Genomic DNA, 26,101 nt, shown 5'->3' on the forward strand with positions numbered 1-26,101 from the left:
AGAGCGGGACTGCTTATGCTGCGTCTTCTCGTGTGTTCATAAACACGAGGCTTTCTTTTGTAACTGGCGTATGTTTGCCGATCAGCTTTGTACCTTTTTCGATTGCAGCGGCGCGGGCAGGAGATGCGCGCCGAACGCCATATGCAATCAGGTTCATGTAGCCGACAGACGTGCCGACAAGTTGAGCAAGAGCAGCCCACTCTTCCTTGTCGGCAGATTTGCGCCATCGGAGTAAATCATTGCTCATAGAATTTACCTTCTTTGTAAAAGATAAATTAAGTTTATCTCAAAGATAAATTAATAACAATGCGAATTTATCTTTTTGAGTATTTATCAAATTGCTAACGCATGGGACTATCGATGCATGGAAACTAAAGACTTCAGACGCAATAATTTGCGCACTCTCATGGATGCATACATCCACGAGGGAAAGACAAAAGCTCAGTTCGCCGATGCGATCGGACTACCCGCCTCGCAACTCAGCCAGCTCGTCAGTGTTAACAACACCCGCAATGTCGGAGACATTATTGCCCGACGAGTAGAATCCAGCTTGGGATTGGTGAGGGGGTGGTTAGACGTTCCGCATCCGGATATTTCTATTGATCCTGATAATGATTCCGCTAAAAACATTCCTCCATCAGATGGTTTTAGCTTGCAAAACCTCTCCAGAAACTATACTGATCATCCATACAGGTTAGAGCTGTTTGATACACGGCATAGTTGCGGAGGTGGGCGAGTGAATACGGAATATCCCGACATAATCCAGTCAATTGAAGTAGATCCAGAATATGCAAAGAGAATGTTCGGAGGTAGACCAGCAACCTCACTCAAGCTGACTACCGCTGATGGAGACAGCATGATCGGAACTATTGACCCCGGTGAGTTGGTTGTGATCGACGTGACTGTCAGGAATTTCCGTAGCGATGGGATTTACGCCTTCACATATGGTGATGCATCACACATCAAGCGCCTACAGATGCTGAAGGACAAAATTGTTGTGATCAGCGATAACGCAAAATATGAACGCTGGGAGATTAACATCGACAATGAAAGCACATTCCACATTGAAGGCTTCATTGTCGGCAAGTGGCAAATGGCCTACTCACGCCTAGGCTAATCACCCCTCACCTCTATTTAAACCAGCCTAGTGCTGGTTTTTTTACGCCTATCGTAAATTTGATAAATTTATTTATCTTTTATTTTCATGTATTTATCAAACAACCCTCACTCCAGCTTAAATAATTTATCATTTTGCTATTTACCATTCTTTATCTTTGAGATAAATTAAACCCATCGCAACAACACAGCGACTGCGGCTCAGGATGATAACCGCGCCAGTCATGACGACAGGCTGCTTCTTTAACATTGATGGGGTTTGTTCCCGCCGAAAGGCGGGGAACCAAAGTGAAGTTGGCTTTGGACTGGCGTGTCGTGGAGCTTAGGCCTAGAAATACCGATCGGGCTGACCTATGAAGCGACTTGAAATCCGGAAACGTCACAGGTTCTGGCGCCAGTACCTAAGCCAATTTCAAAGCCATGCCGCTGGCGATTTGACGCGGCCTACAACAACAGGATGGTTTATGTGAATGCATAACTTAAAAACCGAGGTTAATTAAACCTATCGATCTGGAGTGAGCTTCAACCTGTTGGTTGCGAAGCTCCTTATCCCCTCCCGAGTGGAGGGGAATAAGCAAGTTGATTTAGCAATGCAGGGCATCGCTAAGTCAATTACTGGAGGTACACATGACAATCGTAATGACCATTCTGGCCTCTGATAACGCCAGAAATCGCCGCAGGGCTAAACGTGCAGCTCAGCGTGAAGCAGCCACAACTGTTACAGGGTGCCGGGACAGGGTACAGCAAGCACTACGAGCACCGAACTGGAGAGAGTCAAAAGAAGACACTGGAAGTGCGTGCTTACCACAGGTAGCGCTCTATAGCGCTGGTCATCGCACAGTCCGCAAGGACGTGGTGCATATCGTTAAGTGATGGAGTTACCCCATGAACAAAGTAACAGCCGATGCAGTTATTCATATCGCTAATTACGCAGTGTTTCACTGTAACGCACACAGCTTAAAGGGTGCAAAAGGATGTATTCATGGGGTGATAACCAGTTATGGAGAACAAGGCATAAACAAGGATGAACTTAATTCAATATTTGCAGATGCGCTGTCAGCTAAGCGAAAAGAAACATTTAAAAACGCCTGCAATAAGGCGGCGGTTGAAGCGCGATGGAGCAAAAAACAATGTCCAGCACAGAACATTTTAAGCGCCTGAGATGCTCTAAGTGCGGAAGCGAGGCAATTCAGGTGCCAAAGAAAGTGGGTGAAATGTATCTCTGTGAGTGCCACTGCGGACATAAGTACAAATCAAGATCAATGGCGGCAGGGGCAAGGCATCTTGTCTATTTACGAAATAATTCTTAGCCCCGACATAAAAGTGATTGGTGGAAAGCGGTGGTAAATATCGAAATCGTCATAACGAAGAAAGTTAACAGGCTGCCAAATGGCGGCCTTTTTTATACCAAAAATTCAGGAATAACAACATGAACTCAGCAGATTTAGTGAAGATTCTCGAAGAGCATAAATTGTGGGTTACATCGATGTGCGAAAGCGGATCAAGGGCCAACCTGCGCTATTACGACCTGAGCGATACCAACCTGCGCGGTGCCAACCTGAGCGGTGCCGACCTGAGCGGAGCCAACCTGAGCGGTGCCGACCTGAGCGGTGCCAACCTGCGCGGTGCCAACCTGCGCGGTGCCAACCTGCGCGGTGCCAACCTGCGCGATGCCGACCTGAGCGGAGCCTACCTGCGCGGAGCCAACCTGAGCGGTGCCGACCTGCCTGATCACACATTCGTAATAATGGGTGAGAAGTACGCTATCACAATCACTAACGGCGAATATGTTCGCGCCGGATGCCAGAACCACACGGTTGAAGAATGGCGCAAATACAGCAAGGAAGAAATTGCGGAAATGGATGGACGCAATGCACTGCGCTTCTACCCACGCCTGCTTAAGATTATCGATTTTTATCTTGGTGAAGGTGAGCACCCGGCATGGCTAAACGAGCCAGATAAAGAATCAGAACAGGTCGCCTAGCGCGGCATTTTTTATGCAGAGGAGCGAGTGATGGGCGGGGAGTTTGTCATTTATACGATTCATGGCGGTATGAAGATGTATTTCACCGGCACTCATTGGGGTGGGCCTGGGTATTTCAATCAGCTTTGGGGTGCATACAGGTTTGATACGCAGCAGGAAGCTGATGATGCTCGCTTGTGGCTTGATGAAGAGCTTGTTGTGCCACAAGAGCACTTAATTGAACAAATAAGCCAGAGCACTTGTATCAGCAAGGCTACAGGAGAATAGATATGAGCAAAAAAACAGGTGGCGCAGCTTTCCCTGGATTGGATTACTACCGCTCGAAACCATTACCTCAGGAAGCACAGGGCATGACTTTACGTGATTACTTCGCAGCAAAAGTTATCAACGGCATTCTTTCCGACCCCAACGCCGGATTACTTGATGACGACCTGAGTCGATACGCCCGTATCGCTTTCAAAGCTGCTGACGCAATGCTTAAAGCCCGCTCAGAGTAACTTCCGCATCAGCTTTCACTGAGAGCTAACTAAACCCTCGCTGTCCCGATTGCCCGCCGCTGTGCGGGCTTCTTTTTGCCCGGAGTAAATTAAATGCGTGTAGATAACGAAGTATTGAACGTGCTCAGTGCCTGTACGTGCGAAGGCAACAACCTAATCCTCACTGGTCAGTTAGACCGGAATTTATATACCCGAACCAACAAGGTGATTGAGGCAGCTGGCGGTAAATGGAACCGCAAGGCCAAGGCACATGTTTTTGATATCGATGCAGCAGAGCGCATTGAGCAAATCATCCTTACCGGCGATGTCGTGGTGCCGAAGGATGATTTTGAGTTTTTCCCTACCCCACCAGATGTTGTCAGACACGTAATTCATTTGGCAGATATTCGGGATGGGATGATGGTTCTTGAGCCTAGCGCTGGTCAGGGTGCGATTGCTAAAGCTGCCCATGAAGCAGCAGCAGATGTGAAGGTTGATATGTATGAGCTGATGCCAGCCAATAACGATGCGCTGCACGCTCTGAATCTTCGCTTGTCAGGTATTGGTGAGCCCGTCGATTTTCTTACCGTACAACCAAATCAACTTTACGACCGTGTGGTAATGAACCCTCCATTTGGCCGACAGGCTGATATCAAGCACGTTACTCACGCACTGAAATTCCTGAAGCCGGGAGGCCTGTTAGTGTCGGTTATGGCGTCATCAGTGACGTTCCGCAGCAACAGACTGACAACCGAGTTCAGGCATCTTATTGAAGATCGTGGCGGATACATTGAAGAGTTACCAGAAGGCGCATTTAAATCATCGGGAACAATGGTTAATACCGTGATTGTCGTTATACCAAATTAATTACAGGCCGCTTAAGTGCGGCATTTTTAACTGGAGAAAAGTATGGCGAAAATTGTTGAAGATGCATATGCCCCTCACCTGCGCGATTTTCTTGAAGAAAACTGGAGCAGTTTTGTAGATAAATTGGCAGAAAACTATGACGAAGAGGCGGAGGAAATCGCCGAGGAAATAGTTAACAAGCTCGCATAGTAACAAGCCACCTTCGGGTGGTTTTTTATTGCGTCCATTCCTGAGCGCTATCGCTGATGAATGAACACAACACTAACAGAAGGAATTTCCCATGATGTACGCCATCGCGGGAAGCGGCGTCATGTCCGCTTTTTACCCGCACGAATCAGAACTTTCCCGCCGATTTAAACAAATCATAAAAGCAGCCCGTAAACATCTGGAGGCGCTATGCAGCAATATTTGAGCATTAACCACAACAAACTCAAAGCAGCCCAAAGCAAGGCGGTTATTGCTCGCTATCTGGGTGACGGTCGCATGTGGGCGCAGGCCAATGCTGAGATGAAATCGGCAATTAACCTGCCGTGGTATCGGAGGGATAGATGAGCCAGCAGAAGCCAGTTAAAGAGTGGTCGGACGAGAAGCCTTTGTCCGGCTGATGAAGGATTTAATCGGCGGCAAGAAAGAGCCGCAGAAGGAGTCAGCATGAACGCTTACGCTAATTTTGACCGTGCCGAAGATCAGAAAGAAGTACAGCACGAATTGCAGGTTTTCCGTGAAGAGTGGATTCGAAATAAAGCGGATCAACTGGCAACAATATTCCCTCAGTGCGCAATGGAATTTTACCCCACCCATTCCAGATTTTCACCATATCAGGTCGGCTTGGACTCAGACGAAGCACAGGACGCATATGCAGAATATGTTGATCAGGTTTGCCTTGCAAAAGCCAAGAAGCTTTTCATCGAGGCACAATTTATGGGGGATGTGGCGTGATGCATCCGGGTATTTATTACGATCTGTCTAACGAGGACTATCACAAGGATGAGTCGATAGGCTCAACGACAATCAAGGCGATTAGCGTCAGCCCCGCAAACCTGTACTTTAATCCGTTCAAGGGGAGTAAATCAGCGCAAATCGGGACTGCTATCCATGCCGCTCTTCTGGAGCCTACGGTCTTTGAAAAGGAATTCTTACTTAAACCAGACATCAGTACCAGGGCATCAAAGGAATACAAAACTCTGGCTGCGGATAGCGACCCTGAAAAGATACTCATTGGAAACGAAGTTGACACGATAAACAGGATGATTGAATCGGCACAACTGAACAATGATTTTATTGATTATCTATCAACAAAAGGGCGCTCAGAAGTTTCAATGTTCGCCACCTGCCCCACAACTGGCTTAAAGCTAAAATGCCGGTTCGACAGGCTATCAGATAGTCACCCCTACCCTCTGGATGTGAAGAGTTGCAGGGATGCAACGCAGCGAGGATTCAGTCAGGCGTTCGGTCAGTATCACTACCATGTGCAGGCGGCATTTTACTTGTACGTGCTGAAGCTAGTCACCGGGCGAGAGCTTAACCAGTTTGCATTCTTCGCCATCGAAAACACTGCACCTTTCAAAAACTGCATGTACTACATCGGCGAGGACTCACTGGAACTCGGCAGGAAAGTCATGTTTGAAGCAATGGACATGCTTTTGGGATGCATGGACGATCCCTCTCTCCAATATGAAGGGATGGTTTTGCCATCAAGCGAAATAAACGTTCCTGGCTATCTGTTTGAAGAAGAATTTGACGACGAGGTATATCTATAATGGACATTTCAAACACTGTAGTTCCACGCTCAGACCAGATTAACTTTGAGGACGTGCAGTCTGTCAGCATAACTGCGGTAATAAAATCCGTTCGCGCGGGAAGCAAAGACCAGCCGGTATTCATTGATCTTGAGGGATATGAAGGGCGTCCATACAAGCCATCGAAATCTATGCGCCGGGTACTTATCGGCGGCTGGGGTTCTGATGGTCACTCTTGGGTAGGAAAATCATTAACTCTGGTGGGTGACCCTGGCGTTAAATTTGGGGGTGTGGCCGTTGGTGGAATCAAGGTTAAAGCCATGAGCCATATTGATGCTGATTTCTCCTTAATGCTCACAGTATCGCGCGGGAAGCGCGTTGAGCACCGAGTTGAAAAGCTAAATATTGTCGACCCGCTTGCATGGTTCTGCGAGCAGGCAATTACTGCTGATTCTGAAAAGCTTGAGCGTTTTTATCAGAAAACCAAAACAGCTTTAGCTGGCAGCGCGGACAAACTCAAAAAGCTGGATGAAGCATACAGCAGCCGTAAATCAGAGTTTCAAAATAAAAATGGTGAATAGCCATGAAAGACGCACACGACAACATACGGTGCGGGACTACCGTATTGCGCTATTACAGCGCGTACAGCGGCTGGATGCTGCCAGATAAAACATTCACAAAGAACCCTCTCAAAGCTTACAAAATAGCTGAACAAACCGAGGCGGCAAAGGAAAATCATAAGCAGGAATGGGAGTTGTACGAACTGCAGCTTCTCAAGGAAAGAAACCCCAACTGGAATATCGTAACAATAGCTCGTCGCCTCGACAGAACTAACTCTGACGTTAAGAACATGCTTAGCGCTATATCAGCGAGTAACTAATCATGCACAGTGAAAATAACAATTACGGAACGGTCGTGGTTGGAGGAAAGAAGCTTCCTTCTGATATGCCAACCGAAGCCGAACTTAAAGCACGGCATAGCTTCCCGTCACCGAACGATAACCGGCACATCGACAAGTTCATCAAAGCTACGAAGCACTGAATCATGGACACAGCAGAGCAAAACGCTATTCGCGCTACAGCTCGTAAATGCTGGGGAGAAATACAGGAAGCGTGGAAGGCAGAGGAAGCCAGAAGCATTAAGCAAAGGGACATCATTAACCGCCGCATCCTTCTCAGTTACGAAAAGCGCATATCTCCCCGGTTCACCTTCTATCAACTCATCTATCACATAGGCGTCATTAACGGGACGCTTAAGGACAGGTTATGACAGTTAAAATTTATTCAATACCGAGCGAAATGCTTTCTCCACCAGTTATCGGTGATTCGTTTGTTACAGATTTAGTGCTACATACAGATTACGCAGCGCTCAAAGCCAAAATGGACATGGTTCACGGCCTGATGGAAGCCGCTGAGCAGGCTAACGCTTTAGTGAGAGAAGGTGTCGAAAATTTGACGAAAAAGCGTGACGCGCTGGCGGTGTGTAATTCCAGGAAAGACGAAATTATCGGGCGTCTTGTAAGCAAGCTTAATTTATCCGGATACGAAGCCAGGCAAAACTCTGTCAATCCCGCTGAGGCGTTATTGTTCGATGCGTTGCAGGTTTATCTGGAACCGGCCACCGACGCCGCACTGGCAGAGGTGCGCAACGAGGCTCAGATAGAAATATGCGAATCGTTAATTGAAATATTCAGGCGATGCAGTGATCCGGGGAAGCCGTTCAGCGAAGGTGCCGCTGGAGCGCTGGCAATTATCGATATGAAATTAGAGGAACTGCGCAAGGAGTCAGTGTGACCACCGTTGAGGAAAGGATTCCTTACGATGTCATGGATGTATCAGGTTCGTGGATGAAAACCTTTAGCCCTAAACCGGGGTTTAAACTCCGAACACTCAGCGGCGGCAGGTGGAATGGGATGAGTAAGCGTTGCAATGGTAAGGAAACCAGGTGGAAAGGGTCACATTACAAATTTTGTCAAAACGGATTTTCTAATTTCGATGAGTTTGCTGAGTGGTCAATGTCGCAGTTCGGATACAGGATGAGAAATACAAATGGCTCATTCTTTCATCTCGATAAAGACATTTTATCACCAGGAAACACCATCTACTCGCCGGAAAGGTGCTGCTTTGTAAGTTCAAGAATTAACAACCTTATATTCACCTCTTACAGAAAAAACAACGACCTTCCCATCGGAGTCTGCAAGCAACTTAATTGCAGAACATACACCGCCAGAGCCAATAGAGATGGAAAGCTTATCCAGCTTGGGGGGTTTTATGATCCCATGGAGGCTCATCATGCATGGCAGCGGTTCAGGGCTGACGAGATAGCAAGGGTTTCATTAATCGAGCTTAGAGATGGTCGGATAAACAAACGTATCTATGAAGCCCTGATCAACATATCCGAAATATTCATGAATGATGCATCTAACGGCCAACAAACAAACTTCAGGATGAACAGCGATGACTAACTCACTCGAAGCGCTAAAACGCGATGTGCAAGCGACTTTATATAAGCTAACGGGCGCTTTTGAACCTGAGCACACAAGCGAAAAGCAACGTCAGGCACTTTCTGACATGTTTGACACAATGCAGGCACTGATAGCGGCGCTGGAGCAGGCGCAGCAGCGCGTTGATGAGCTGGATAAACTGACCGCAGAGCAGGACCAGCAACTGATCAACTATGCATCCATTGCGACGAAAAACGCTGTGAAGGCGTCAGAGTCCAGCCAGTTATCCGTGAAGCTGCCAGATTACCGTAACTCTCCTGATATGCACACGAAACAATTTTATGAGGCAGTAGGTTTTAATCAGGGCTTGGATGCTTGCATCGAAGCAATTCGCGCCGCTGGCGGCACCGTGGAGGGCGAATAGTGACCCCATCAATTATCTACGCTGTTGTGATTATTGCTGTTGCAGCTTATTGCTGGGTTAAGAGGGGTGAGTGAGATGGCAATGACACACGATGAGCTTTGCCAGCGTGCCGCCCGCTTTCTCCAGTCAAACGGATTTGGCGTGGCTTTTCATGACCGCTTCCGCGCCTATTCCGGCACCGGCGAACTGCCGGATGCTATCGGCTTTCGAAATGGCGTCTCTTGCTTAATCGAAGTGAAGTGCTCACGCAGTGACTTTTTCGCAGACAAAAAGAAGCATTTTCGCATCGACCCCACTGTAGGCATGGGCGACTGGCGATTCTTCATGTGCGAGCCTGGAATAATCAATGTGCAAGATTTGCCTGAAGGCTGGGGTTTACTTCACGTCAAAGGTAATAGAGTTATGAGGATTCACGGCTGGCCACCGAACACATACTGGCATTACCAAAAGCCTTTTACCGGAAACAAGCAAGCTGAGTGCGATTTCATGTACAGCGCACTGCGCCGGATGGTAGTTCGTGGTCACTTTAACGAAATTTACGACGGGTTGCCCGTAACGGCATCCGGGGAGGCTTTATGACAACAACAAACCTGAGCAATGAGCACCTGGAAGCACTGAACGAAGACCTTGCAGAATGGGAAACATTCTATGAGCACCCCGCAGACATTAAGAATCGCACTATGTTTATTGCCGCCCAAGCTGCTGTCAGCGAGCTACTGGCACTGCGGGAAGCTGCGGAGAAGCCTGTTGCTGCAGTCGTTTCGTGGAATCATCCGACCGAAGAGCGAAAATGTGATATCCGCTGGCTTCGTTTCGATGTTGAACCGGGCCATCTCTACGCCGCCCCGCAACTCCCTGCCGTGCCTGATGGCTGGGTGATGGTGCCGAAGGAGCCGACACAAGCTATGTGCGCCGCCTTTAACGACAGCGACTATGGGCGTAAGTCTCTTCGTGAACGCTACAGCTCTATGCTAGCAGCAGCGCCGCAGTTGCCCGGCAATACCAAATGACACACAAACCACTGACCTGACAGCCGCTAACATAGCGGCTTTTTTATTGCTTGGCTGCCATTGTGCAGCCTTTTTTATTTGCGTGTAATTGCGGAGGTAAAACTATGTACTTAACGCTTCCAGAATGGAACGCCCGCCAGCGAAAACCGCGAAGCCTTGAAACGGTTCGCCGTTGGGTAAGAGAGTGCAGAATTGTTCCTGCCCCGACTAAGGACGGCAGGGAATATCTGTTTGACGAAAACGCCGTGAAGGTTGATCCACTACAACACCCAACCGGCAGCCTTTTAAAGAGAATACGATATGGGAAGAAGGCGAAGTCATGACAGAAGAGATTTGCCACCGAATCTCTACATCAGAAATAGCGGCTATTACTGCTATCGCGACCCACGGACGGGTAAGGAGTTTGGTTTAGGTAGAAACAGGAGAATAGCTGTTACCGAAGCAATCCAGGCAAACATTGAATTGTTCTCAGGACAAGAAAGGAAAACACTTCTCTCAAGGATTAGCAATGATGATGCGATGACAGTCCATTCATGGCTGGACAGGTATGATGTGATTATCAATGAGAGGGGGTTAAGCAAGAAGACGCTTGTTGACTACAGGAACAAGGTTAAGGCCATCAGAGAGAGGATTAGCAACACGCCGATTGTGGACGTAACAACGAAGCAGATAGCTTCTTTGCTTAATGACTATGTTGATAGTGGCAAGGCGGCCACGGCGAAACTTATACGCTCAATGCTCGCCGACATGTTCCGTGAAGCTATTGCTGAAGGACATCTGCAAACCAACCCGGTATCAGCAACCCGTTCACCGAAAACCGAGGTTAAGCGCGAGCGACTGACGCTTGATGAATACAAGCAGATAATGGCAGCAACTGCCGATTTGCCTCCGTGGGTTCCGCTGTCGATTGAGTTGGCTGTAATTACAGGCCAGCGAGTGAGCGACTTATGTGCCATCAAGTGGAGCGACATACACGATGATTATCTTCATATTGAACAGCAGAAGACTGGCGTTAAACTGGCAATACCAGTTAACCTCACACTCGATTCGCTCGGACTTGTACTGAGCGATACGTTGTTCAAATGCAAGACTATCCTAAGCGGCGATACGGTAATTTCATCAACCCGCAATATGCCTCTTTCATCGGGAACGGTATCACGCTATTTTATGCGCGCCAGAAAGGCATCAGGACTATCATTCGGCGACAGCCCGCCCACGTTTCATGAATTGCGTAGTTTATCTGCCAGGGAATACGAGAAGCAGGTAAGCGACAAGTTTGCTCAACACCTTTTGGGTCATAAGTCTGACAGCATGGCGGCTCAATATCGTGACGATCGCGGCAGGGAATGGAACAAGCTGGAAGTCAGATAGTGATTCTATTTTGACTGATAGTGACCTGTGCCTTTTAATATTCTGATATTGCAGGCGTTTTTATCGTGCCAACTTAGTATAAAAATGCAGGCCTTGAGGACACCCCTTTTTCAACCGCACAGCAAGGAGCAACCCTTGAACACATTATCGGTTACTCGTCGGGCCGCAGCGCTCGCTTTTGCCGTTGCCTTGAGCGCCTGTAGCTCAACGCCGCCAGAAGACCGCCCATCCACGCAGGTGGCCCCGGGAACCCAGTCTCGTCCGATTTTATCGGCGGATGAAGCGCAGAACTTTGTTCAGGCGCGCTATTTCTCTTCCATGAATAAAGATGAAGCGTCATGGTCCCCGTCGTCTATTCGCATCCCACAGCAGCCGGATTTCGTGGTTGGCGCCGCGGGCGGCCAGGGCGTAACGCATACTTCCATCCAGGCTGCGGTTGACGCAGCGATTGCGAAGCACAGCAGCTCACGTCAGTACATCGCCATTCAGCCGGGCGAATATCCGGGCACCGTGTATATTCCTGCCTCCTCCGGCAGCGTAACGCTGTATGGCACAACTGATAATGCCGCAGATGTGAAAATCACCATGCCGCTGGATTCAGAAATCGATGTCGCCACCTGGCGTCGCACGGTGAATCCGTCCGGTAAATATATGCCGGGCAAACCAGCCTGGTATATGTTTGATAGCTGCCAGAGCCGCCGTTCGGCAACCGTCGGCATCATGTGTTCCGCAGCAGTATGGTCGCAGAACAATGGCCTGCAGTTGCAAAATCTGACCATCGCCAACACCCTGGGCGACAGCGTTGATGCCGGTAACCACCAGGCCGTGGCGCTGCGTACCGATGGCGATAAGGTCCAGTTAAACAACGTTCATCTGCTGGGCCGTCAGAACACCTTCTTCGTGACCAACAGCGATGTGCAGAACCGCCTGTTAGACAACCGCCAGACACGCACGCTGGTAACCAACAGCTACATCGAGGGTGATGTGGATGTAGTGACAGGCCGTGGTGCGGTCGTGTTTGATAACACCGATTTCCGCCTGGTTAACAGCCGCACGCAGGAAGGCTATGTCTTCGCGCCTGCGACGCTGCCAAACGTGTTCTATGGTTTCCTCGCTGTTAACAGCCGCTTTACCGCCGCTGGCGATAACGAAGCGCTGCTGGGTCGCGCCTGGGATGTTGAAGCGTCCGAAAACGGTTATACCGCTGGCCAGACATCTAACGGGCAAGTGGTTATCCGCGATAGCGTGATTAACGAAGGCTTTAATACTGCCAAACCATGGGGTGATGCAGCCGGTTCTAAACGTCCGTTTACGGGCAATACCGGTGCGAAAGATGAAAAAGAAAACGTTCAGCGCGATCTGAATGATGCTAACGCTAATCGTCTGTGGGAGTTCAACAACCGTGGCGTCGGCAGCCCGGTTGCTGGCGAGTAAAACGTACGGGCTTTAAAACAAAAAACCTCGCGCTCGCGAGGTTTCAGTCTGATGACCAACTCTCAACCAGCACAGGTTGAACCTATACCACCGAGTAAAAAATAAGGGAAATCAATGCATTGATTTTCGGCTGATAACCACAAAGAAGGAAAAACCACGCTTTTTCCTTCTTTGTCAGCAATAAAAAAACCTCGCGCTCGCGAGGTTTTTTTATTGTGTTGTCAGGCACATCAGTGAGCGTTAACCACAACCCACATCGGCCCCTGCCCTACCGCATAGCGCCCTTTCTCTTCCAGCAGGCCCTGCACGCCGTTAATCTGGTATACCGCGATGTGGTGAGATTTCTGTCCCGCCGCAATCAGATATTTACCGCTGCTATCGATATTAAAGCCGCGCGGCTGGGTTTCCGTTGGCTGGTAGCCTTCAACAGACAGCACGCTACCGTCTTCAGAGACGCTAAAGATAGTGATGATGCTGGCGGTACGATCGCAGGTATAGAGGTGGCGACCGTCTGGCGTGATATGAATATCCGCCGCCCAGCGGGTATCTGCGAAGTCCGGCGGCATGATATCCAGCGTTTGCACACACTCGATTTTGCCGTGCGGATCTTTAAGCTCCCACACGTCAACAGAGCCGTTCAGCTCATTCACGCAGTAGGCGTACTGTTGGTTAGGATGGAAGGCCATATGACGCGGGCCCGCGCCTTCTACCGTCGCCACTTCAGCCGGATTTTGCGCCACCAGCGCGCCATCGTCAGAGAGCGTAAACAGGCAAATGCGATCCTGTTTCAGGGCCGGCACCCACAGCGTGCGGTTGTCCGGAGAAATATTGGCCGAGTGGCAGCCTTCGAGGCCTTCCACCAGCGATACGGTCTCGCCCGGCAGGCCATCATCGCCCAGGCTGGTTACGCTGACGCAGCCGGAATTATAGGAGGCGCTGAACAGGTACTTGCCCTGGTGGTCGGTGGAAATATGCGTCGGGCTGCCCGGCAGCCCGGCGACGCCCGCTTCGGTAAGGCGGCCATCTTCTGGCGTAATACGCCAGGCCATCACACGAAACTCCGGACGCACGCCTACGTAAAGGAAACGTTTATCCGGACTGATAACCATCGGCTGGACCTGGCCTGGAACATCGACAACCTGCACCAGTGTGAGTTCGCCCTGTAAATTCAGCGACCAGACGTGGATCTGCTGGCTTTCGGGACTGGCGGTATAGACTGTTTGTTTCATGTAATTTCGTTCCTCCCAACGTATCGAGTGATAGTCACAAGGGTAGCCCGTTTTGCCGTTTAAGGACGCCATTTTGCACAACGCCCCGGGCGGTGTACCATCGGCTCAGACCCTGTGACCTGAATTTGACTGGAACCTGAAATGACTTATCGAGTAATCGCCCTTGATCTGGACGGCACCCTGCTAACGCCACAAAAAACCATTCTTCCTGAATCACTGAGCGCGTTACAGCGTGCACGCGAAGCAGGATTCAAAGTGGTGATCGTGACCGGTCGCCATCATGTTGCCATCCATCCTTTTTATCAGGCACTGGCTTTAGATACACCTGCAATTTGCTGTAATGGCACTTATTTGTATGATTATCTTGCGAATAAGGTCTTAAGTGCCGATCCGCTGCGGCCTGAACAGGCTATGCAGCTTATTGATTTGCTCAACGTTCATGATGTTCACGGGCTGATGTATGTCGATAACGCCATGCTGTATCAATACCCTACCGGCCATGTGCTGCGCACTGAAAAGTGGGCGCTGTCGCTGCCGGAAGCCCAGCGTCCGGTGTTTCGCCAGGTGGATTCCCTGCGTGAAGCGGCATGCGCCGTGGAGGCAATCTGGAAATTCGCCCTCACCGATGAAAACATTCCTAAACTGCAAGGCTTCGCAAAAACGGTGGAACAGCAGCTGGGGCTGGCCTGTGAATGGTCGTGGCACGCTCAGGTAGATGTCGCGCAGAGCGGCAACAGCAAAGGCAAGCGCCTGGCGCAGTGGGTGGAGTCTGAAGGGTTATCTATGGATCAGGTGATTGCCTTTGGCGATAACTATAACGATCTGAGCATGCTGGAAGCCGCCGGTCTTGGCGTAGCGATGGGCAATGCCGATGAGGCAATTAAAGCCCGCGCGGACCTGGTGATTGGTACCAATCTTGAAGCGGGCATCGCCGAAACGCTTTACCGGCACCTGCTGTAATCAGGTCGTTATCGACACGCTTTTGATTTGTGCATACAGCCACTGGCCGGGTTTGACCGCCAGTTCGTCCCGTGCCCAGGGGCTGATGCGCGCCCAAAGCGTTCTGCCGCCGACTTCCAGCTGCACTTCGGTCTGCCCGTCGTCGTCAAAGCACTGCATTACTTTTGCCCGCAACACGTTACGAATACTGCTGTTTACCGGCGGCTGCAAAACCAGCGAGACATCTGAAGCCTGAATGCGAATGCGCAGCGGCGCCTGTAGCGGTTTATCCAGCTTATTCACCCAGATATGCTGGTCGCCCAGCGCCAGGGCTGTCATAGCGTAATGCGGATGGTGCTCCATGACGGTGACTTTCAGCACGCTGCTCTGCTGTTCTTTTGGCAGCCACGGATACATAACGCTGCTGCCCCATACTTCTTCGAGATTGCCAAAAGCTTTTACCTCGCCGCCATCCAGCACCAGCACTTTATCCGCAAGGTGCAGGATTTCTTCCAGCGAGTGGCTGACATACAACATGGGAATATTGATTTCCCGCGCCAGGCGTTGCAGGTAGGGCAGCAGCTCGCGTTTGCGGGGAATATCAAGCGAGGCCAGCGGTTCATCCAGCAGCAATAGCTCCGGTGATGTCAGCAGCGCGCGCCCGATTGCCACACGCTGCTTTTCGCCGCCGGACAGGCTCCACGGAAAACGCTCCAGCAAATCCTCTATGCCAAGCAGCGCCACCAGTTTGTCGAACTGCCCGGCCATATTTCTGTTCATGCCGTACTTAAGATTACCGCGCACGCGATAATGCGGGAAAAGACGCGCGTCCTGGAAGACGTAACCTATACGGCGCTTTTCCGGCGCCAGAAAGAGGCGTTTTTCAGCATCGCTCAGGATGCGATTGTTGAGCACAATTCTGCCCTGCTGCGGGCGCGTCAAACCGCTGATAGCGTTTATCAACGAAGTTTTACCCGCGCCGGAAACGCCAAATACCGCCGTAATCCCATCGCCCGGCAAGGTTTCATTAATTGTCAGACGGTGGTCGCCAAGCGTCTGTACAAAATTAAGCTCCAGCATTATATCGCCCCTGTCCGTTTACGGCTCTGACGGGCCAGCCACTCCGCCGCCAGCAATGACACCAGCGCCAGCACGATGGAAATCATACACAGACGGGCTGCGGCGCTTTCGCCGCCGGGGATTTGAATCAGGGTATACATTGCAGAAGGGATGGTGCGCGTCTCGCCAGGAATGTTGGATACGAAGGTGATAGTCGCGCCAAATTCACCCAGCGAGCGGGCAAAGGCCAGCACCGTTCCGGCGATAATTCCCGGCAAGGTGAGCGGCAAGGTAATAGTGCAAAAGACTCTCCAGCGTCCGGCGCCCAGCGTGCGGGCAGCCTGCTCAAGCTTCATATCCACGCCTTCCAGCGCCAGGCGAATCGCCCGCACCATCAGCGGGAAGGACATAACCGCAGCCGCCAGTACCGCGCCACGCCAGCTAAACGCGAACGTGATGCCAAACACATCGTATAGCCACTCCCCGATAAAACCGCGTCGCCCCATGGCAATCAACAGTAAATAGCCAACCACTACGGGCGGCAATACCAGGGGGAGATGAATAAGGCTGTCGAGCAAGGCTTTGCCCGGGAAGCGGCATCGCACCAGCACCCAGGCAAAGAAGATCCCAAAAGGAAGGCTAAACAGCACCGCAAGGGTCGAGACTTTCAGGCTCAGCAATACCGCCTGCCATTCGGGATCGGTCAATAACATTATTTGGTCGTAAATCCGTAACGTTGGAAGATAGCTGCCGCTTCCGGTCCTTGCAGATAGCCATAGAATGCGGTAACGGTTGGGTTATCGTGGCCTTTTACAATCGCGATAGGGTATTCCACTTTTTTATGGGAGTCTTCCGGGAAGGTGCCCACCACTTTCACGCCTTTGCTGGCAACGGCGTCGGAGCCGTAGACAATACCCAGTGGCGCTTCATCTCGCTCAACCAGCGCCAGCGCGCCGCGCACGTCTTCTGCAGGCGCAAGTTTAGGGGATAACGTCTCCCACGCGCCCAGTTTTTGCAGCGCTTCTTTGGCATAAATCCCGGCCGGTACATGGTCAGGATCGCCCACGGCCAGACGCCCGCCTTTCAGCAACGCTGTCCAGTCGGTTTTGGCGTTAATCGCCACATCGCCAGTTTTGCTCTCTTTTGGCGCAACGACCACCAGGCTGTTGCCAAGCAGCGTTTCGCGAGTATCCGTTTTAATCGCGTCTTTACTTACCGCGTAATCCATCCATTTCTGATCGGCAGAAATGAATAAATCCGCAGGCGCACCCGCTTCGATTTGACGCGCCAGGGTGGAAGAAGAGGCAAAAGAAGACGCCACTTCGACGTTTTTCCCTTTTTGATACTGCGCGGCAATGTCCTGCATCGCATTAGTTAACGATGCCGCGGCGAACACGGTAATTTTGCTGTTAGCGGCAAATGCCTGGCCTGCCAGACTGACGCTCAACGCTGCGCCAAATGCGAGACGTACCCACTGCTTAGTCATGTTATTACTCCATTGAGTTTCGTTATGTCCGCGGTAATATAACGATACTGCGCAAGAAGATACAAATATTATCGGCAGAAAAAGAAAGGTCTTTAACAAGAAACGCCCGCATAAGCGGGCGTTGCAGACTGATGATAAACTCTCAACCAACACAGGCTGAACGTATATCTCCGAATAAAAAATAACCAAAATCAACGAGTTAATTTGCGGCTGATAACCACAAAGAAGGAAAAATCACGCTTTTTCCTTCTTTGTCAGCAAACTAAAACGCCCGCATAAGCGGGCGTTGCAGAATCAATGCTGTTGTTTTGGCTGGTCGCGGTGACCGACTTTTGAGAAGACGTTGAAGACTTCACCCAATCCGTAGATCAAACCAAGGATCACTGCCATTACTACCGGCACCATGATCACGGCAAATGCCAAACTTTTCAATAACTCTAACATGATTGCCTCAGGTGAAAAGTAAGAGTAACTATTCTAACGGCCCGACAGAAAAACGCACTGTCCTTTTGTGCCATTTGCCCCCATCGCCGCAATAGAGGAAAATGGCATTTTTCCTTGTCCGGAGAGGATATGCAGGCTGAAATATTACTCACGCTAAAGCTCCAGCAGCGGTTGTTCGCCGATCCACGCCGCATTGCGTTACTTAAACAGATACAACATACCGGCTCTATTAGTCAGGGTGCGAAGCTTGCGGGCATCAGCTATAAAAGCGCCTGGGACGCCATCAATGAAATGAACCAGCTTACCGATGACACGCTGGTTGAACGCGTCACCGGCGGTAAAGGCGGCGGCGGCGCTGTCGTCACCCGCTACGGTGAGCGGTTGATTCAGCTCTATGAATTGCTGGCGCAAATCCAGCAGAAGGCGTTTGACGTGCTGCGCGATGATAATCTGCCGCTCGACAGCCTTCTCGCGGCAATTTCCCGTTTCTCCCTGCAAACCAGCGCCCGCAATCAGCTATTTGGCACGGTGCTCCATCGCGATAGCGAGCAGGTTCAGCAGCACGTTGATATTTTACTGGCCGATGGCGTCACCCGTCTGAAGGCAGCCATCACCCGGGGAAGCGCTGAACGTTTAAGCCTGAACGAAGGCAAAGACGTGCTGGTGTTAATTAAAGCGCCGTGGGTGGAACTCACTACCGATGAAACCCGCGCCAGCCACGCGGATAACCGCCTGCGGGGCACCGTGCAAAGCATTCAACAAGGTGCGGAACAAAGCGAAGTGCTGGTCCATCTTCCGGATGGGCAAACGCTGTGCGCTACCGTGCCAAACAGCGTGGTGGAACATCAGCGTCTGGCAGAAGGCTCTGAGGTCGTAGCATTTTTTAATGCCGACCGCGTGATTATCGCCACGCTGTGCTGAATGGTTGCGGCGAATTGACAAACGCGCAGACAATCCGTAATTCTGGGGTTATCACTGCAAAAAATGGGATAACACATGTCTGCGTTGCAAATTTCGCAAGGGTCTTTTCGCCTGAGCGACACACAAACTCTTACTCTCAATGACTTAACCATTAATGCGGGGGAAAGCTGGGCGTTTGTCGGAGCAAACGGCAGCGGGAAATCTTCGCTTGCCCGCGCGCTGGCAGGCTCGCTGCCATTGCTGAAAGGCAAGCGTGAATGTACTTTCCCACGTATAGCACATCTTTCTTTTGAACAACTTCAGAAGCTGGTGAGCGAAGAATGGCAGCGTAATAACACCGACCTGCTCAGCCCCGACGAAGATGACACCGGCCGCACCACCGCAGAAATTATTCAGGAAACGCTCAAAGACCCGGCACGCTGCGAAAAGCTGGCGGGGCTTTTTGGCATCCAGCACCTGCTGACGCGCCGTTTTAAATACCTTTCCACCGGTGAAACGCGCAAGACATTGCTTTGTCAGGCGCTGATGCCGGAGCCAGATTTACTGATTCTCGACGAACCCTTTGACGGGCTGGATGTGCAATCTCGCGAACAGCTCGCTGGCTTATTAGGCGAACTCAGCGCCCAGGGATACACGCTGGTGCTGGTATTAAATCGTTTTGATGAAATTCCTGACTTTGTACAGCATGCAGGCGTGCTGGCCGACTGTACGTTGATTGAAACCGGCGAGAAGAAAAAGCTGCTTGAGCAGGCGTTAATTGCGCAGCTTGCACATAGCGAGAAGCTGGCGGGCGTAGCGCTACCGGAGGCTGACGACCCGAGCGCCCGCTATACGCTGCCGGAAGGCGAGCCGCGCATTATTCTGCGTAATGGCGTAGTGGAATATAACGACCGCCCTGTTCTGCACAACCTTTCCTGGACCGTGAATCCTGGCGAACACTGGCAAATCGTCGGCCCGAACGGCGCGGGTAAATCAACGCTGCTAAGCCTGGTGACGGGCGATCATCCGCAGGGCTACAGCAACGATCTGACGCTATTTGGTCGCCGACGCGGCAGCGGCGAAACCATCTGGGATATTAAAAAACATATCGGCTACGTCAGCAGCAGCCTGCATCTGGAATATCGCGTCAGCACCTCGGTACGCAACGTTATTCTCTCAGGATTTTTCGACTCCATCGGCATCTACCAGGCCGTGTCCGATCGCCAGCACAAGCTCACCCGCGAGTGGCTGCATATGCTCGGTATGGACAACGCCATCGCCGACGCGCCTTTCCACAGCCTGTCATGGGGCCAACAGCGGCTGGCGCTTATCGCCCGTGCGCTGGTTAAGCACCCTACTCTGCTGATTCTTGATGAGCCGCTACAGGGGCTTGATCCGCTTAACCGCCAGCTGGTGCGCCGTTTTGTGGATATTCTGATTGGCGAAGGGGAAACCCAATTGCTGTTTGTTTCACACCATGCTGAAGATGCGCCGGAGTGTATTACGAAGCGATTAACTTTCCTGGCCGATGGCGATGCGTATCGCTATGAATTTGAGGATTTATCCCCGCGTTAATTTCCTGCTAAAGTGGCGCGCGTACACCTGCGCCACTTTTCTCGCCTTTCCTCGCTAAATTCAGACAACCCGCAAAATCAATCAGGCTTATAGTTGTTTTATAATCGTTTTTTCCCGCAGGGAATTTTGGGTCACCGCCTGTGTAAACGATTCCACTAATTTATCATATGTCACACTTTTCGCATCTCTGTTATGCTATGTTTAATACATACCATAGCCGTAATGGAGCGAAATATGAGAGTTCTGGTAACAGGTGGTAGCGGTTACATTGGCAGTCATACCTGCGTGCAGCTACTGCAAAATGGTCACGATGTCGTCATTCTGGATAATCTGTGTAACAGCAAACGCAGTGTGCTGCCGGCGATCGAACGTCTCGGCGGCAAACGTCCGCTGTTTATTGATGGCGATATTCGCGATGAAGGCCTGCTGGCTGAAATTTTCCATGATTACCAGATTGACGCAGTAATCCATTTTGCCGGGCTTAAGGCCGTAGGTGAATCGGTTAACAAACCACTGGAATATTACGACAACAACGTGACCGGGACGCTACGCCTGATTTCTGCAATGCGCGCGGCTAACGTGACTAACTTTATCTTCAGCTCCTCGGCTACCGTTTACGGCGATCAGCCGCAAATCCCTTACGTTGAAAGCTTCCCGACCGGCACGCCTGCAAGTCCCTATGGCCGCAGCAAGCTGATGGTTGAACAAATTCTTACGGACCTGCAAAAAGCACAGCCGAACTGGAGCGTGGCCTTGCTGCGTTACTTCAACCCGGTTGGCGCGCATCCATCAGGTGATATGGGGGAAGACCCACAGGGCATTCCAAATAACCTGATGCCGTATATCGCCCAGGTCGCCGTTGGGCGTCGTGACTCTTTGGCCATATTTGGCAACGACTATCCCACCGACGACGGTACAGGCGTACGTGATTATATCCACGTGATGGACCTGGCCGACGGTCACGTTGCCGCTATGCAAACGCTGCATGGCCAGCCTGGCGTGCATATTTATAACCTCGGCGCAGGCGTTGGCAGCAGCGTGCTGGACGTGGTCAACGCGTTCAGCAAAGCGTGCGGCAAGCCGGTAAATTACCACTTCGCGCCGCGCCGAGATGGCGATCTGCCCGCTTACTGGGCCGATGCGACCAAAGCAGATAAAGAACTTAACTGGCGTGTCAGCCGTACGCTGCAGGAAATGGCAGATGATACGTGGCGCTGGCAGTCCCGCCATCCTCAAGGTTATCCGGATTAAGGAAAAATGATGGAGCAGTTTAACCCGGTGGATCATCCACATCGTCGTTATAATCCCCTGACGGGTCAATGGATTCTGGTTTCTCCGCATCGCGCTAAGCGCCCCTGGCAGGGAGCGCAGGAAACCCCTTCGCAGGAGACTTTGCCGACACACGATCCGGACTGTTTTTTGTGCCCCGGTAATACCCGTGTCACCGGCGATAAAAATCCGCAATATACCGGCACCTTTGTTTTCACTAACGATTTTGCCGCGCTGATGACAGATACGCCGGATGCACCGGCAAGCGGCGATCCGCTGATGCGTTGCGAAAGCGCGCGCGGCACCAGCCGGGTGATCTGTTTTTCTCCCGATCACAGCAAAACGCTACCACAGCTTTCTGTTCCCGCCCTTGAAGAAGTGGTGAAAACCTGGCAACAGCAGACGGCGGATCTCGGTAAAACCTGGCCGTGGGTGCAGGTATTTGAGAATAAGGGTGCGGCGATGGGCTGCTCCAATCCACATCCGCACGGTCAGATTTGGGCGAACAGTTTTCTGCCAAATGAAGTGGCGCGCGAAGATGTATTGCAGCGCGAATACTTTGCCCGGCAGGACTCGCCCATGCTCGTCGATTACACACAGCGCGAGCTGAAAGACGGCAGCCGTACCGTGGTGGAAACCGAACACTGGCTGGCCGTTGTGCCGTACTGGGCCGCCTGGCCGTTCGAAACGCTGCTGCTGCCAAAAGCGCATGTGCTGCGTATCACCGATCTGAGCGCAGAACAAAGCAGCGATCTGGCGCTGGCGCTGAAAAAACTGACCAGCCGCTACGACAATCTTTTCCAGTGTTCCTTCCCTTATTCCATGGGCTGGCACGGCGCGCCGTTTAACGGCGAAAGCAACGACCACTGGCAGCTGCACGCGCACTTCTATCCGCCGCTGCTGCGAAGCGCCTCGGTGCGCAAATTTATGGTCGGCTACGAAATGCTGGCTGAAACCCAACGTGATTTAACCGCAGAGCAAGCCGCAGAACGCTTGCGTGCCGTTTCCGACGTCCACTTTCGCCAATCGGGAGTTTAAAAATGAGTCTGAAAGATAAAACCCAACAAATCTTCGCCGATAGCTTCGGCTACCCTGCTCCGCTGACTATTCAGGCTCCGGGTCGCGTCAACCTGATTGGCGAGCACACCGACTATAACGACGGTTTCGTGCTGCCCTGCGCCATCGACTACCAGACGGTGATTAGCTGTGCGAAACGCGATGACCGAATGGTGCGCGTCATCGCCGCCGACTATGGCAATCAGAGCGACGAGTTCTCTCTGGATAAACCGATCCTCAGCCATGATACCCAGCAGTGGTCCAACTATGTCCGTGGCGTGGTGAAGCACCTGCAAAAACGCGATAAAAACTTTGGCGGCGCGGATCTGGTAATCAGCGGAAACGTGCCGCAGGGCGCCGGGCTTAGCTCATCGGCTTCGCTGGAAGTCGCGGTGGGTAAAGTGTTCCAGCAGCTTTACCACCTGCCTTTGGATGGCGCGCAGCTTGCGCTCAACGGCCAGGAAGCGGAGAACCAGTTTGTCGGCTGTAACTGCGGCATTATGGATCAGCTGATTTCCGCGCTGGGCAAGAAAGATCATGCCCTGCTGCTCGACTGCCGCTCGCTTGGCACCAAAGCCGTTTCTATGCCGAAAGGCGTCGCCGTTGTCATCATTAACAGTAACTTTAAACGTACGCTGGTAGGCAGCGAGTACAATACCCGCCGCCAGCAATGTGAAACCGGCGCTCGCTTCTTTACGCAGAAAGCCCTGCGCGATGTCGAACTGGATAAATTTAACGCCGTGGCGCATGAACTGGATCCGGTAGTCGCCAAACGCGTGCGCCACGTGCTGACGGAAAATATCCGTACCGTTGAAGCGGCGGACGCGCTGGCGAAAGGCGACCTGGTACGCATGGGTCAGCTCATGGCGGAATCCCATGCCTCCATGCGTGATGATTTCGAAATTACCGTTCCGCAGATTGATACCCTGGTTGAGATAGTCAAAGAAACGATTGGCGATAAAGGCGGCGTGCGCATGACCGGCGGCGGCTTCGGCGGCTGCATCGTTGCGCTGATCCCTGAAGAACTGGTGCCGGCCGTTGAAAAAGCGGTGGCCGAACAGTACGAAGCGAAAACCGGCATCAAAGAAACCTTTTACGTCTGCAAACCTTCAGAAGGAGCCGGGCAATGCTAAAAGAGACGCCACAGCTTGCCCCGGACGGGCAGCCGTACCGTATTTCCACCCTGCGTAACAGCGCAGGAATGGTGGTAACCATGATGGACTGGGGCGCAACCCTGCTTTCATGCCGCGTACCGATGAAAGACGGGACCGTGCGTGAAACGCTGCTTGGCTGCGCGACGCCGGAAGATTATCTTCATCAATCTGCCTATCTAGGCGCAACGGTTGGCCGTTATGCGAACCGCATCGCAAACGGTAAATTTGTGCGCGATGGTAAAACCATCAGCGTTACCGCAAACCAGGGCGAGCATCAGCTACACGGCGGGCCGGAAGGGTTCGACAAATGTCGCTGGCGCATTGTCCGTCAGAACGAGCAGGAAGTGCTTTATACGCTCGATTCTGCGGATGGCGATCAGGGCTTCCCGGGCGAGTTTCGCGCCACGGCCCGTTACTCACTCACCGAGGATAACCGCATCGCAATTGAGTTTCGTGCAAAGGTTGATAAGCCATGCCCGGTGAACCTCACTAACCACGCTTACTTCAATCTTGACGGCACGCAACACGATGTGCGCCAGCATCAATTGCAGATCTTTGCCGATAGCTATCTGCCGGTAGATGCCAACGGCATTCCGCAGGCGGGCCTGAAAGATGTGACCGACACCAGTTTTGATTTCCGTAGCGCAAAAACTATCGCCGATGATTTCCTGCGTGAAGAAGATCAGGTGCTGGTGAAGGGCTACGATCACGCATTCCTGTTGCAGGCTAAAGGTGATGTAAGCCAGCCTGCCGCGCACGTCTGGGCCAGCGATAAGCAGTTGCAAATGACCGTTTATACCTCGGCCCCGGCGCTGCAGTTCTACAGCGGTAACTATCTGGACGGCACGCCGGCCCGCGAACAGGGCACTTATACCGCGTATCAGGGCCTGGCGCTGGAAAGCGAATATCTGCCGGACAGCCCGAATCATCCTGAATGGCCGCAGCCGGATTGCTGGTTACAGCCGGATGACGAATACCTGAGCGTGACTGAATATCACTTTATCCCGCAGTAGCGCTTATGCCCTCCTTTACGGGAGGGCAATTCTTATCCTGATTGCTGAATATCCCGCCAAAAGTCGGCAAAAAATAACGCCAGATTCACATCCAACTTACACTTCACGCTCTTTTTCGCTATGTTAAACGTTTAGATTGCCGCAGGTTAGCCCACGGCAATATAATGATAACCGTTATCATTAATCGCAGGCTTATTAAGGAGTAAACTATGGCTGTTACTAAGCTGGTACTGGTTCGTCACGGCGAAAGCCAGTGGAACAATGAAAACCGTTTCACCGGTTGGTATGACGTCGATCTGTCTGAGAAAGGTAAAACCGAAGCAAAAGCCGCAGGTCAGCTGCTGAAAGACGAAGGCTACTCCTTCGATTTTGCTTATACCTCCGTGCTGAAACGTGCCATCCACACGCTGTGGAATGTCCTCGATGAGCTGGATCAGGCCTGGCTGCCGGTTGAAAAATCATGGAAGCTGAACGAGCGTCACTATGGCGCGCTGCAGGGACTGAACAAAGCTGAAACCGCAGAAAAATATGGCGATGAGCAGGTTAAACAATGGCGTCGTGGTTTTGCCGTTACGCCACCAGAGCTGACTCGCGATGACGAGCGTTTCCCGGGCCACGACCCACGTTATGCATCGCTGTCCGATAAAGAGCTGCCAACCACTGAAAGCCTGGCGCTGACTATCGACCGCGTTATCCCTTACTGGAACGAAACCATTCTGCCACGCATGAAAAGCGGCGAGCGCGTGATCGTTGCGGCTCACGGTAACTCCCTGCGTGCGCTGGTGAAATTCCTCGATAACATGAGCGAAGAAGAGATCCTTGAGCTGAACATCCCAACCGGCGTGCCGTTGGTATATGAGTTCGATGAAAACTTCAAACCGCTGAAGCGCTACTACCTGGGCAACGCTGATGAAATCGCAGCCAAAGCTGCGGCAGTTGCGAACCAGGGTAAAGCGAAGTAATTCGCAAGTTGTGAAAAGGCGTGGATTGTTCCACGCCTTAGATTGCTGACAAAGAAGGAAAAAGCGTGGTTTTTCCTTCTTTGTGGTTATCAGCCGAAAATCAATCCGTTGATTTTCCTTATTTTTTATTCGGCGGTATTGGTTGAGAGTT

Annotated in this window: 36 protein-coding genes; 30 read left to right on the plus strand and 6 right to left on the minus strand. The window is 51.6% G+C overall.

The window, feature by feature from the left end; genetic code table 11:
* Positions 1 to 13: 13 nt before the first annotated feature.
* Positions 14 to 247 (minus strand): transcriptional regulator, encoded by a 234-nt coding sequence (locus E2L00_RS07060; RefSeq protein WP_167608942.1) that lies wholly within the window; start codon positions 245 to 247, stop codon positions 14 to 16.
* Positions 248 to 364: 117 nt separating this feature from the next.
* Between E2L00_RS07060 and E2L00_RS07065 the strand changes: the two genes are divergently transcribed.
* The 22 genes from E2L00_RS07065 (at position 365) to E2L00_RS07170 (ending at position 12,864) form a co-directional block, all read left to right on the plus strand.
* Entirely contained in the window at positions 365 to 1,117 is a 753-nt protein-coding gene (locus E2L00_RS07065; RefSeq protein WP_167608945.1) for a S24 family peptidase, read from the plus strand.
* A 626-nt stretch (positions 1,118 to 1,743) separates the two neighbouring features.
* A complete protein-coding gene (locus tag E2L00_RS22070) occupies positions 1,744 to 1,989 on the plus strand; it encodes a transcriptional antitermination N peptide (protein WP_476695796.1) in 246 nt (81 codons plus the stop codon).
* A 12-nt stretch (positions 1,990 to 2,001) separates the two neighbouring features.
* Positions 2,002 to 2,277, plus strand: a complete 276-nt coding sequence (locus E2L00_RS07070) for a hypothetical protein (protein WP_167608948.1) — start codon at positions 2,002 to 2,004, stop codon at positions 2,275 to 2,277.
* Positions 2,278 to 2,545: 268 nt separating this feature from the next.
* Positions 2,546 to 3,100, plus strand: a complete 555-nt coding sequence (locus E2L00_RS07075; RefSeq protein WP_167608951.1) for a pentapeptide repeat-containing protein — start codon at positions 2,546 to 2,548, stop codon at positions 3,098 to 3,100.
* A 30-nt stretch (positions 3,101 to 3,130) separates the two neighbouring features.
* A complete protein-coding gene (locus E2L00_RS07080; protein WP_167608954.1) occupies positions 3,131 to 3,367 on the plus strand; it encodes a hypothetical protein in 237 nt (78 codons plus the stop codon).
* A 2-nt stretch (positions 3,368 to 3,369) separates the two neighbouring features.
* Positions 3,370 to 3,597 carry a hypothetical protein gene (locus E2L00_RS07085; RefSeq protein WP_167608957.1) on the plus strand — a complete coding sequence of 76 codons (228 nt, stop codon included), beginning with the start codon at positions 3,370 to 3,372 and terminating at the stop codon, positions 3,595 to 3,597.
* A gap of 93 nt (positions 3,598 to 3,690) precedes the next feature.
* Positions 3,691 to 4,443: a methyltransferase gene (locus tag E2L00_RS07090; RefSeq protein WP_167608960.1), complete on the plus strand. Its 753-nt coding sequence runs from the start codon at positions 3,691 to 3,693 to the stop codon at positions 4,441 to 4,443.
* A 42-nt stretch (positions 4,444 to 4,485) separates the two neighbouring features.
* Positions 4,486 to 4,632 (plus strand): hypothetical protein, encoded by a 147-nt coding sequence (locus tag E2L00_RS07095; protein ID WP_167608964.1) that lies wholly within the window; start codon positions 4,486 to 4,488, stop codon positions 4,630 to 4,632.
* A 91-nt stretch (positions 4,633 to 4,723) separates the two neighbouring features.
* On the plus strand, positions 4,724 to 4,855 hold the full coding sequence (locus E2L00_RS07100; RefSeq protein WP_167608967.1) for a hypothetical protein: 132 nt from the start codon (positions 4,724 to 4,726) through the stop codon (positions 4,853 to 4,855).
* Positions 4,840 to 4,995, plus strand: a complete 156-nt coding sequence (gene kil, locus E2L00_RS07105; RefSeq protein WP_167608970.1) for a host cell division inhibitory peptide Kil — start codon at positions 4,840 to 4,842, stop codon at positions 4,993 to 4,995. The genes E2L00_RS07100 and kil overlap by 16 nt, the downstream gene beginning before the upstream one ends.
* A 99-nt stretch (positions 4,996 to 5,094) precedes the next feature.
* Positions 5,095 to 5,382, plus strand: coding sequence for a host nuclease inhibitor GamL (gamL, locus tag E2L00_RS07110; protein ID WP_167608973.1), 288 nt, complete (start codon positions 5,095 to 5,097; stop codon positions 5,380 to 5,382).
* Complete coding sequence (locus tag E2L00_RS07115; protein ID WP_167608976.1) at positions 5,382 to 6,203, plus strand: PD-(D/E)XK nuclease-like domain-containing protein; 822 nt, start codon at positions 5,382 to 5,384, stop codon at positions 6,201 to 6,203. The genes gamL and E2L00_RS07115 overlap by 1 nt, the downstream gene beginning before the upstream one ends.
* Positions 6,203 to 6,763 (plus strand): hypothetical protein, encoded by a 561-nt coding sequence (locus tag E2L00_RS07120; protein ID WP_167608979.1) that lies wholly within the window; start codon positions 6,203 to 6,205, stop codon positions 6,761 to 6,763. Before E2L00_RS07115 ends, E2L00_RS07120 begins: the two co-directional genes overlap by 1 nt.
* A gap of 2 nt (positions 6,764 to 6,765) precedes the next feature.
* Positions 6,766 to 7,062, plus strand: coding sequence for a DUF1317 family protein (locus tag E2L00_RS07125; protein WP_167608982.1), 297 nt, complete (start codon positions 6,766 to 6,768; stop codon positions 7,060 to 7,062).
* 385 nt (positions 7,063 to 7,447) lie between these two features.
* Positions 7,448 to 7,975 (plus strand): hypothetical protein, encoded by a 528-nt coding sequence (locus E2L00_RS07135; RefSeq protein WP_167608988.1) that lies wholly within the window; start codon positions 7,448 to 7,450, stop codon positions 7,973 to 7,975.
* Entirely contained in the window at positions 7,972 to 8,646 is a 675-nt protein-coding gene (locus E2L00_RS07140) for a hypothetical protein (protein WP_167608991.1), read from the plus strand. The genes E2L00_RS07135 and E2L00_RS07140 overlap by 4 nt, the downstream gene beginning before the upstream one ends.
* Positions 8,639 to 9,049: a hypothetical protein gene (locus E2L00_RS07145; protein ID WP_167608994.1), complete on the plus strand. Its 411-nt coding sequence runs from the start codon at positions 8,639 to 8,641 to the stop codon at positions 9,047 to 9,049. Before E2L00_RS07140 ends, E2L00_RS07145 begins: the two co-directional genes overlap by 8 nt.
* A 75-nt stretch (positions 9,050 to 9,124) precedes the next feature.
* Positions 9,125 to 9,628: a PDDEXK family nuclease gene (locus tag E2L00_RS07150; RefSeq protein WP_167608997.1), complete on the plus strand. Its 504-nt coding sequence runs from the start codon at positions 9,125 to 9,127 to the stop codon at positions 9,626 to 9,628.
* Positions 9,625 to 10,059: a hypothetical protein gene (locus tag E2L00_RS07155; protein ID WP_167609000.1), complete on the plus strand. Its 435-nt coding sequence runs from the start codon at positions 9,625 to 9,627 to the stop codon at positions 10,057 to 10,059. The genes E2L00_RS07150 and E2L00_RS07155 overlap by 4 nt, the downstream gene beginning before the upstream one ends.
* 104 nt (positions 10,060 to 10,163) lie before the next feature.
* A complete protein-coding gene (locus E2L00_RS07160) occupies positions 10,164 to 10,382 on the plus strand; it encodes an excisionase (protein WP_167609003.1) in 219 nt (72 codons plus the stop codon).
* The gene (locus E2L00_RS07165) at positions 10,360 to 11,430 is read left to right on the plus strand and encodes a tyrosine-type recombinase/integrase (protein WP_167609007.1); all 1,071 of its coding nucleotides are present in this window, start codon (positions 10,360 to 10,362) and stop codon (positions 11,428 to 11,430) included. The genes E2L00_RS07160 and E2L00_RS07165 overlap by 23 nt, the downstream gene beginning before the upstream one ends.
* A 135-nt stretch (positions 11,431 to 11,565) precedes the next feature.
* Positions 11,566 to 12,864, plus strand: coding sequence for a putative acyl-CoA thioester hydrolase (locus E2L00_RS07170; protein WP_167609010.1), 1,299 nt, complete (start codon positions 11,566 to 11,568; stop codon positions 12,862 to 12,864).
* A gap of 230 nt (positions 12,865 to 13,094) precedes the next feature.
* Here the strand turns inward: E2L00_RS07170 and pgl are convergent, their stop codons facing one another.
* Complete coding sequence (pgl, locus tag E2L00_RS07175; RefSeq protein WP_167609013.1) at positions 13,095 to 14,093, minus strand: 6-phosphogluconolactonase; 999 nt, start codon at positions 14,091 to 14,093, stop codon at positions 13,095 to 13,097.
* Positions 14,094 to 14,234: 141 nt separating this feature from the next.
* Between pgl and E2L00_RS07180 the strand changes: the two genes are divergently transcribed.
* Entirely contained in the window at positions 14,235 to 15,053 is an 819-nt protein-coding gene (locus tag E2L00_RS07180; RefSeq protein ID WP_167609015.1) for a pyridoxal phosphatase, read from the plus strand.
* On the opposite strand, the gene modC is transcribed toward E2L00_RS07180, so the two are convergent.
* The 4 genes from modC to E2L00_RS07200 all read right to left on the minus strand — a co-directional run bounded on the left by modC (position 15,054) and on the right by E2L00_RS07200 (position 18,021).
* The gene (gene modC / locus E2L00_RS07185) at positions 15,054 to 16,112 is read right to left on the minus strand and encodes a molybdenum ABC transporter ATP-binding protein ModC (protein WP_167609018.1); all 1,059 of its coding nucleotides are present in this window, start codon (positions 16,110 to 16,112) and stop codon (positions 15,054 to 15,056) included.
* Positions 16,112 to 16,804 carry a molybdate ABC transporter permease subunit gene (gene modB / locus E2L00_RS07190; RefSeq protein ID WP_167609021.1) on the minus strand — a complete coding sequence of 231 codons (693 nt, stop codon included), beginning with the start codon at positions 16,802 to 16,804 and terminating at the stop codon, positions 16,112 to 16,114. The genes modC and modB overlap by 1 nt, the downstream gene beginning before the upstream one ends.
* Entirely contained in the window at positions 16,804 to 17,577 is a 774-nt protein-coding gene (gene modA / locus E2L00_RS07195) for a molybdate ABC transporter substrate-binding protein (RefSeq protein ID WP_167609024.1), read from the minus strand. Before modA ends, modB begins: the two co-directional genes overlap by 1 nt.
* A gap of 294 nt (positions 17,578 to 17,871) precedes the next feature.
* On the minus strand, positions 17,872 to 18,021 hold the full coding sequence (locus E2L00_RS07200; protein ID WP_167609027.1) for an AcrZ family multidrug efflux pump-associated protein: 150 nt from the start codon (positions 18,019 to 18,021) through the stop codon (positions 17,872 to 17,874).
* Between the two features lie 129 nt (positions 18,022 to 18,150).
* Here E2L00_RS07200 and modE point away from each other — a divergent pair, with 129 nt between their 5' ends.
* From modE to gpmA, 7 genes are all read left to right on the plus strand, one after another.
* Positions 18,151 to 18,942, plus strand: coding sequence for a molybdenum-dependent transcriptional regulator (gene modE / locus E2L00_RS07205; protein WP_167609030.1), 792 nt, complete (start codon positions 18,151 to 18,153; stop codon positions 18,940 to 18,942).
* 75 nt (positions 18,943 to 19,017) lie between these two features.
* Entirely contained in the window at positions 19,018 to 20,496 is a 1,479-nt protein-coding gene (modF, locus tag E2L00_RS07210) for a molybdate ABC transporter ATP-binding protein ModF (protein WP_167609033.1), read from the plus strand.
* A 234-nt stretch (positions 20,497 to 20,730) separates the two neighbouring features.
* A complete protein-coding gene (galE, locus tag E2L00_RS07215) occupies positions 20,731 to 21,747 on the plus strand; it encodes a UDP-glucose 4-epimerase GalE (protein ID WP_167609036.1) in 1,017 nt (338 codons plus the stop codon).
* Positions 21,748 to 21,756: 9 nt separating this feature from the next.
* Positions 21,757 to 22,803 (plus strand): galactose-1-phosphate uridylyltransferase, encoded by a 1,047-nt coding sequence (gene galT, locus E2L00_RS07220; RefSeq protein ID WP_167609669.1) that lies wholly within the window; start codon positions 21,757 to 21,759, stop codon positions 22,801 to 22,803.
* A gap of 2 nt (positions 22,804 to 22,805) precedes the next feature.
* On the plus strand, positions 22,806 to 23,954 hold the full coding sequence (gene galK / locus E2L00_RS07225) for a galactokinase (protein WP_167609039.1): 1,149 nt from the start codon (positions 22,806 to 22,808) through the stop codon (positions 23,952 to 23,954).
* Positions 23,948 to 24,988, plus strand: a complete 1,041-nt coding sequence (gene galM / locus E2L00_RS07230; protein ID WP_167609042.1) for a galactose-1-epimerase — start codon at positions 23,948 to 23,950, stop codon at positions 24,986 to 24,988. The genes galK and galM overlap by 7 nt, the downstream gene beginning before the upstream one ends.
* A gap of 209 nt (positions 24,989 to 25,197) precedes the next feature.
* Complete coding sequence (gene gpmA, locus E2L00_RS07235) at positions 25,198 to 25,950, plus strand: 2,3-diphosphoglycerate-dependent phosphoglycerate mutase (protein ID WP_167609045.1); 753 nt, start codon at positions 25,198 to 25,200, stop codon at positions 25,948 to 25,950.
* Positions 25,951 to 26,101: the final 151 nt, after the last annotated feature.

Origin of the sequence: Cedecea colo (assembly GCF_011808225.1) — a bacterium.
In the GTDB taxonomy this organism is placed as follows: domain Bacteria; phylum Pseudomonadota; class Gammaproteobacteria; order Enterobacterales; family Enterobacteriaceae; genus Dryocola; species Dryocola colo.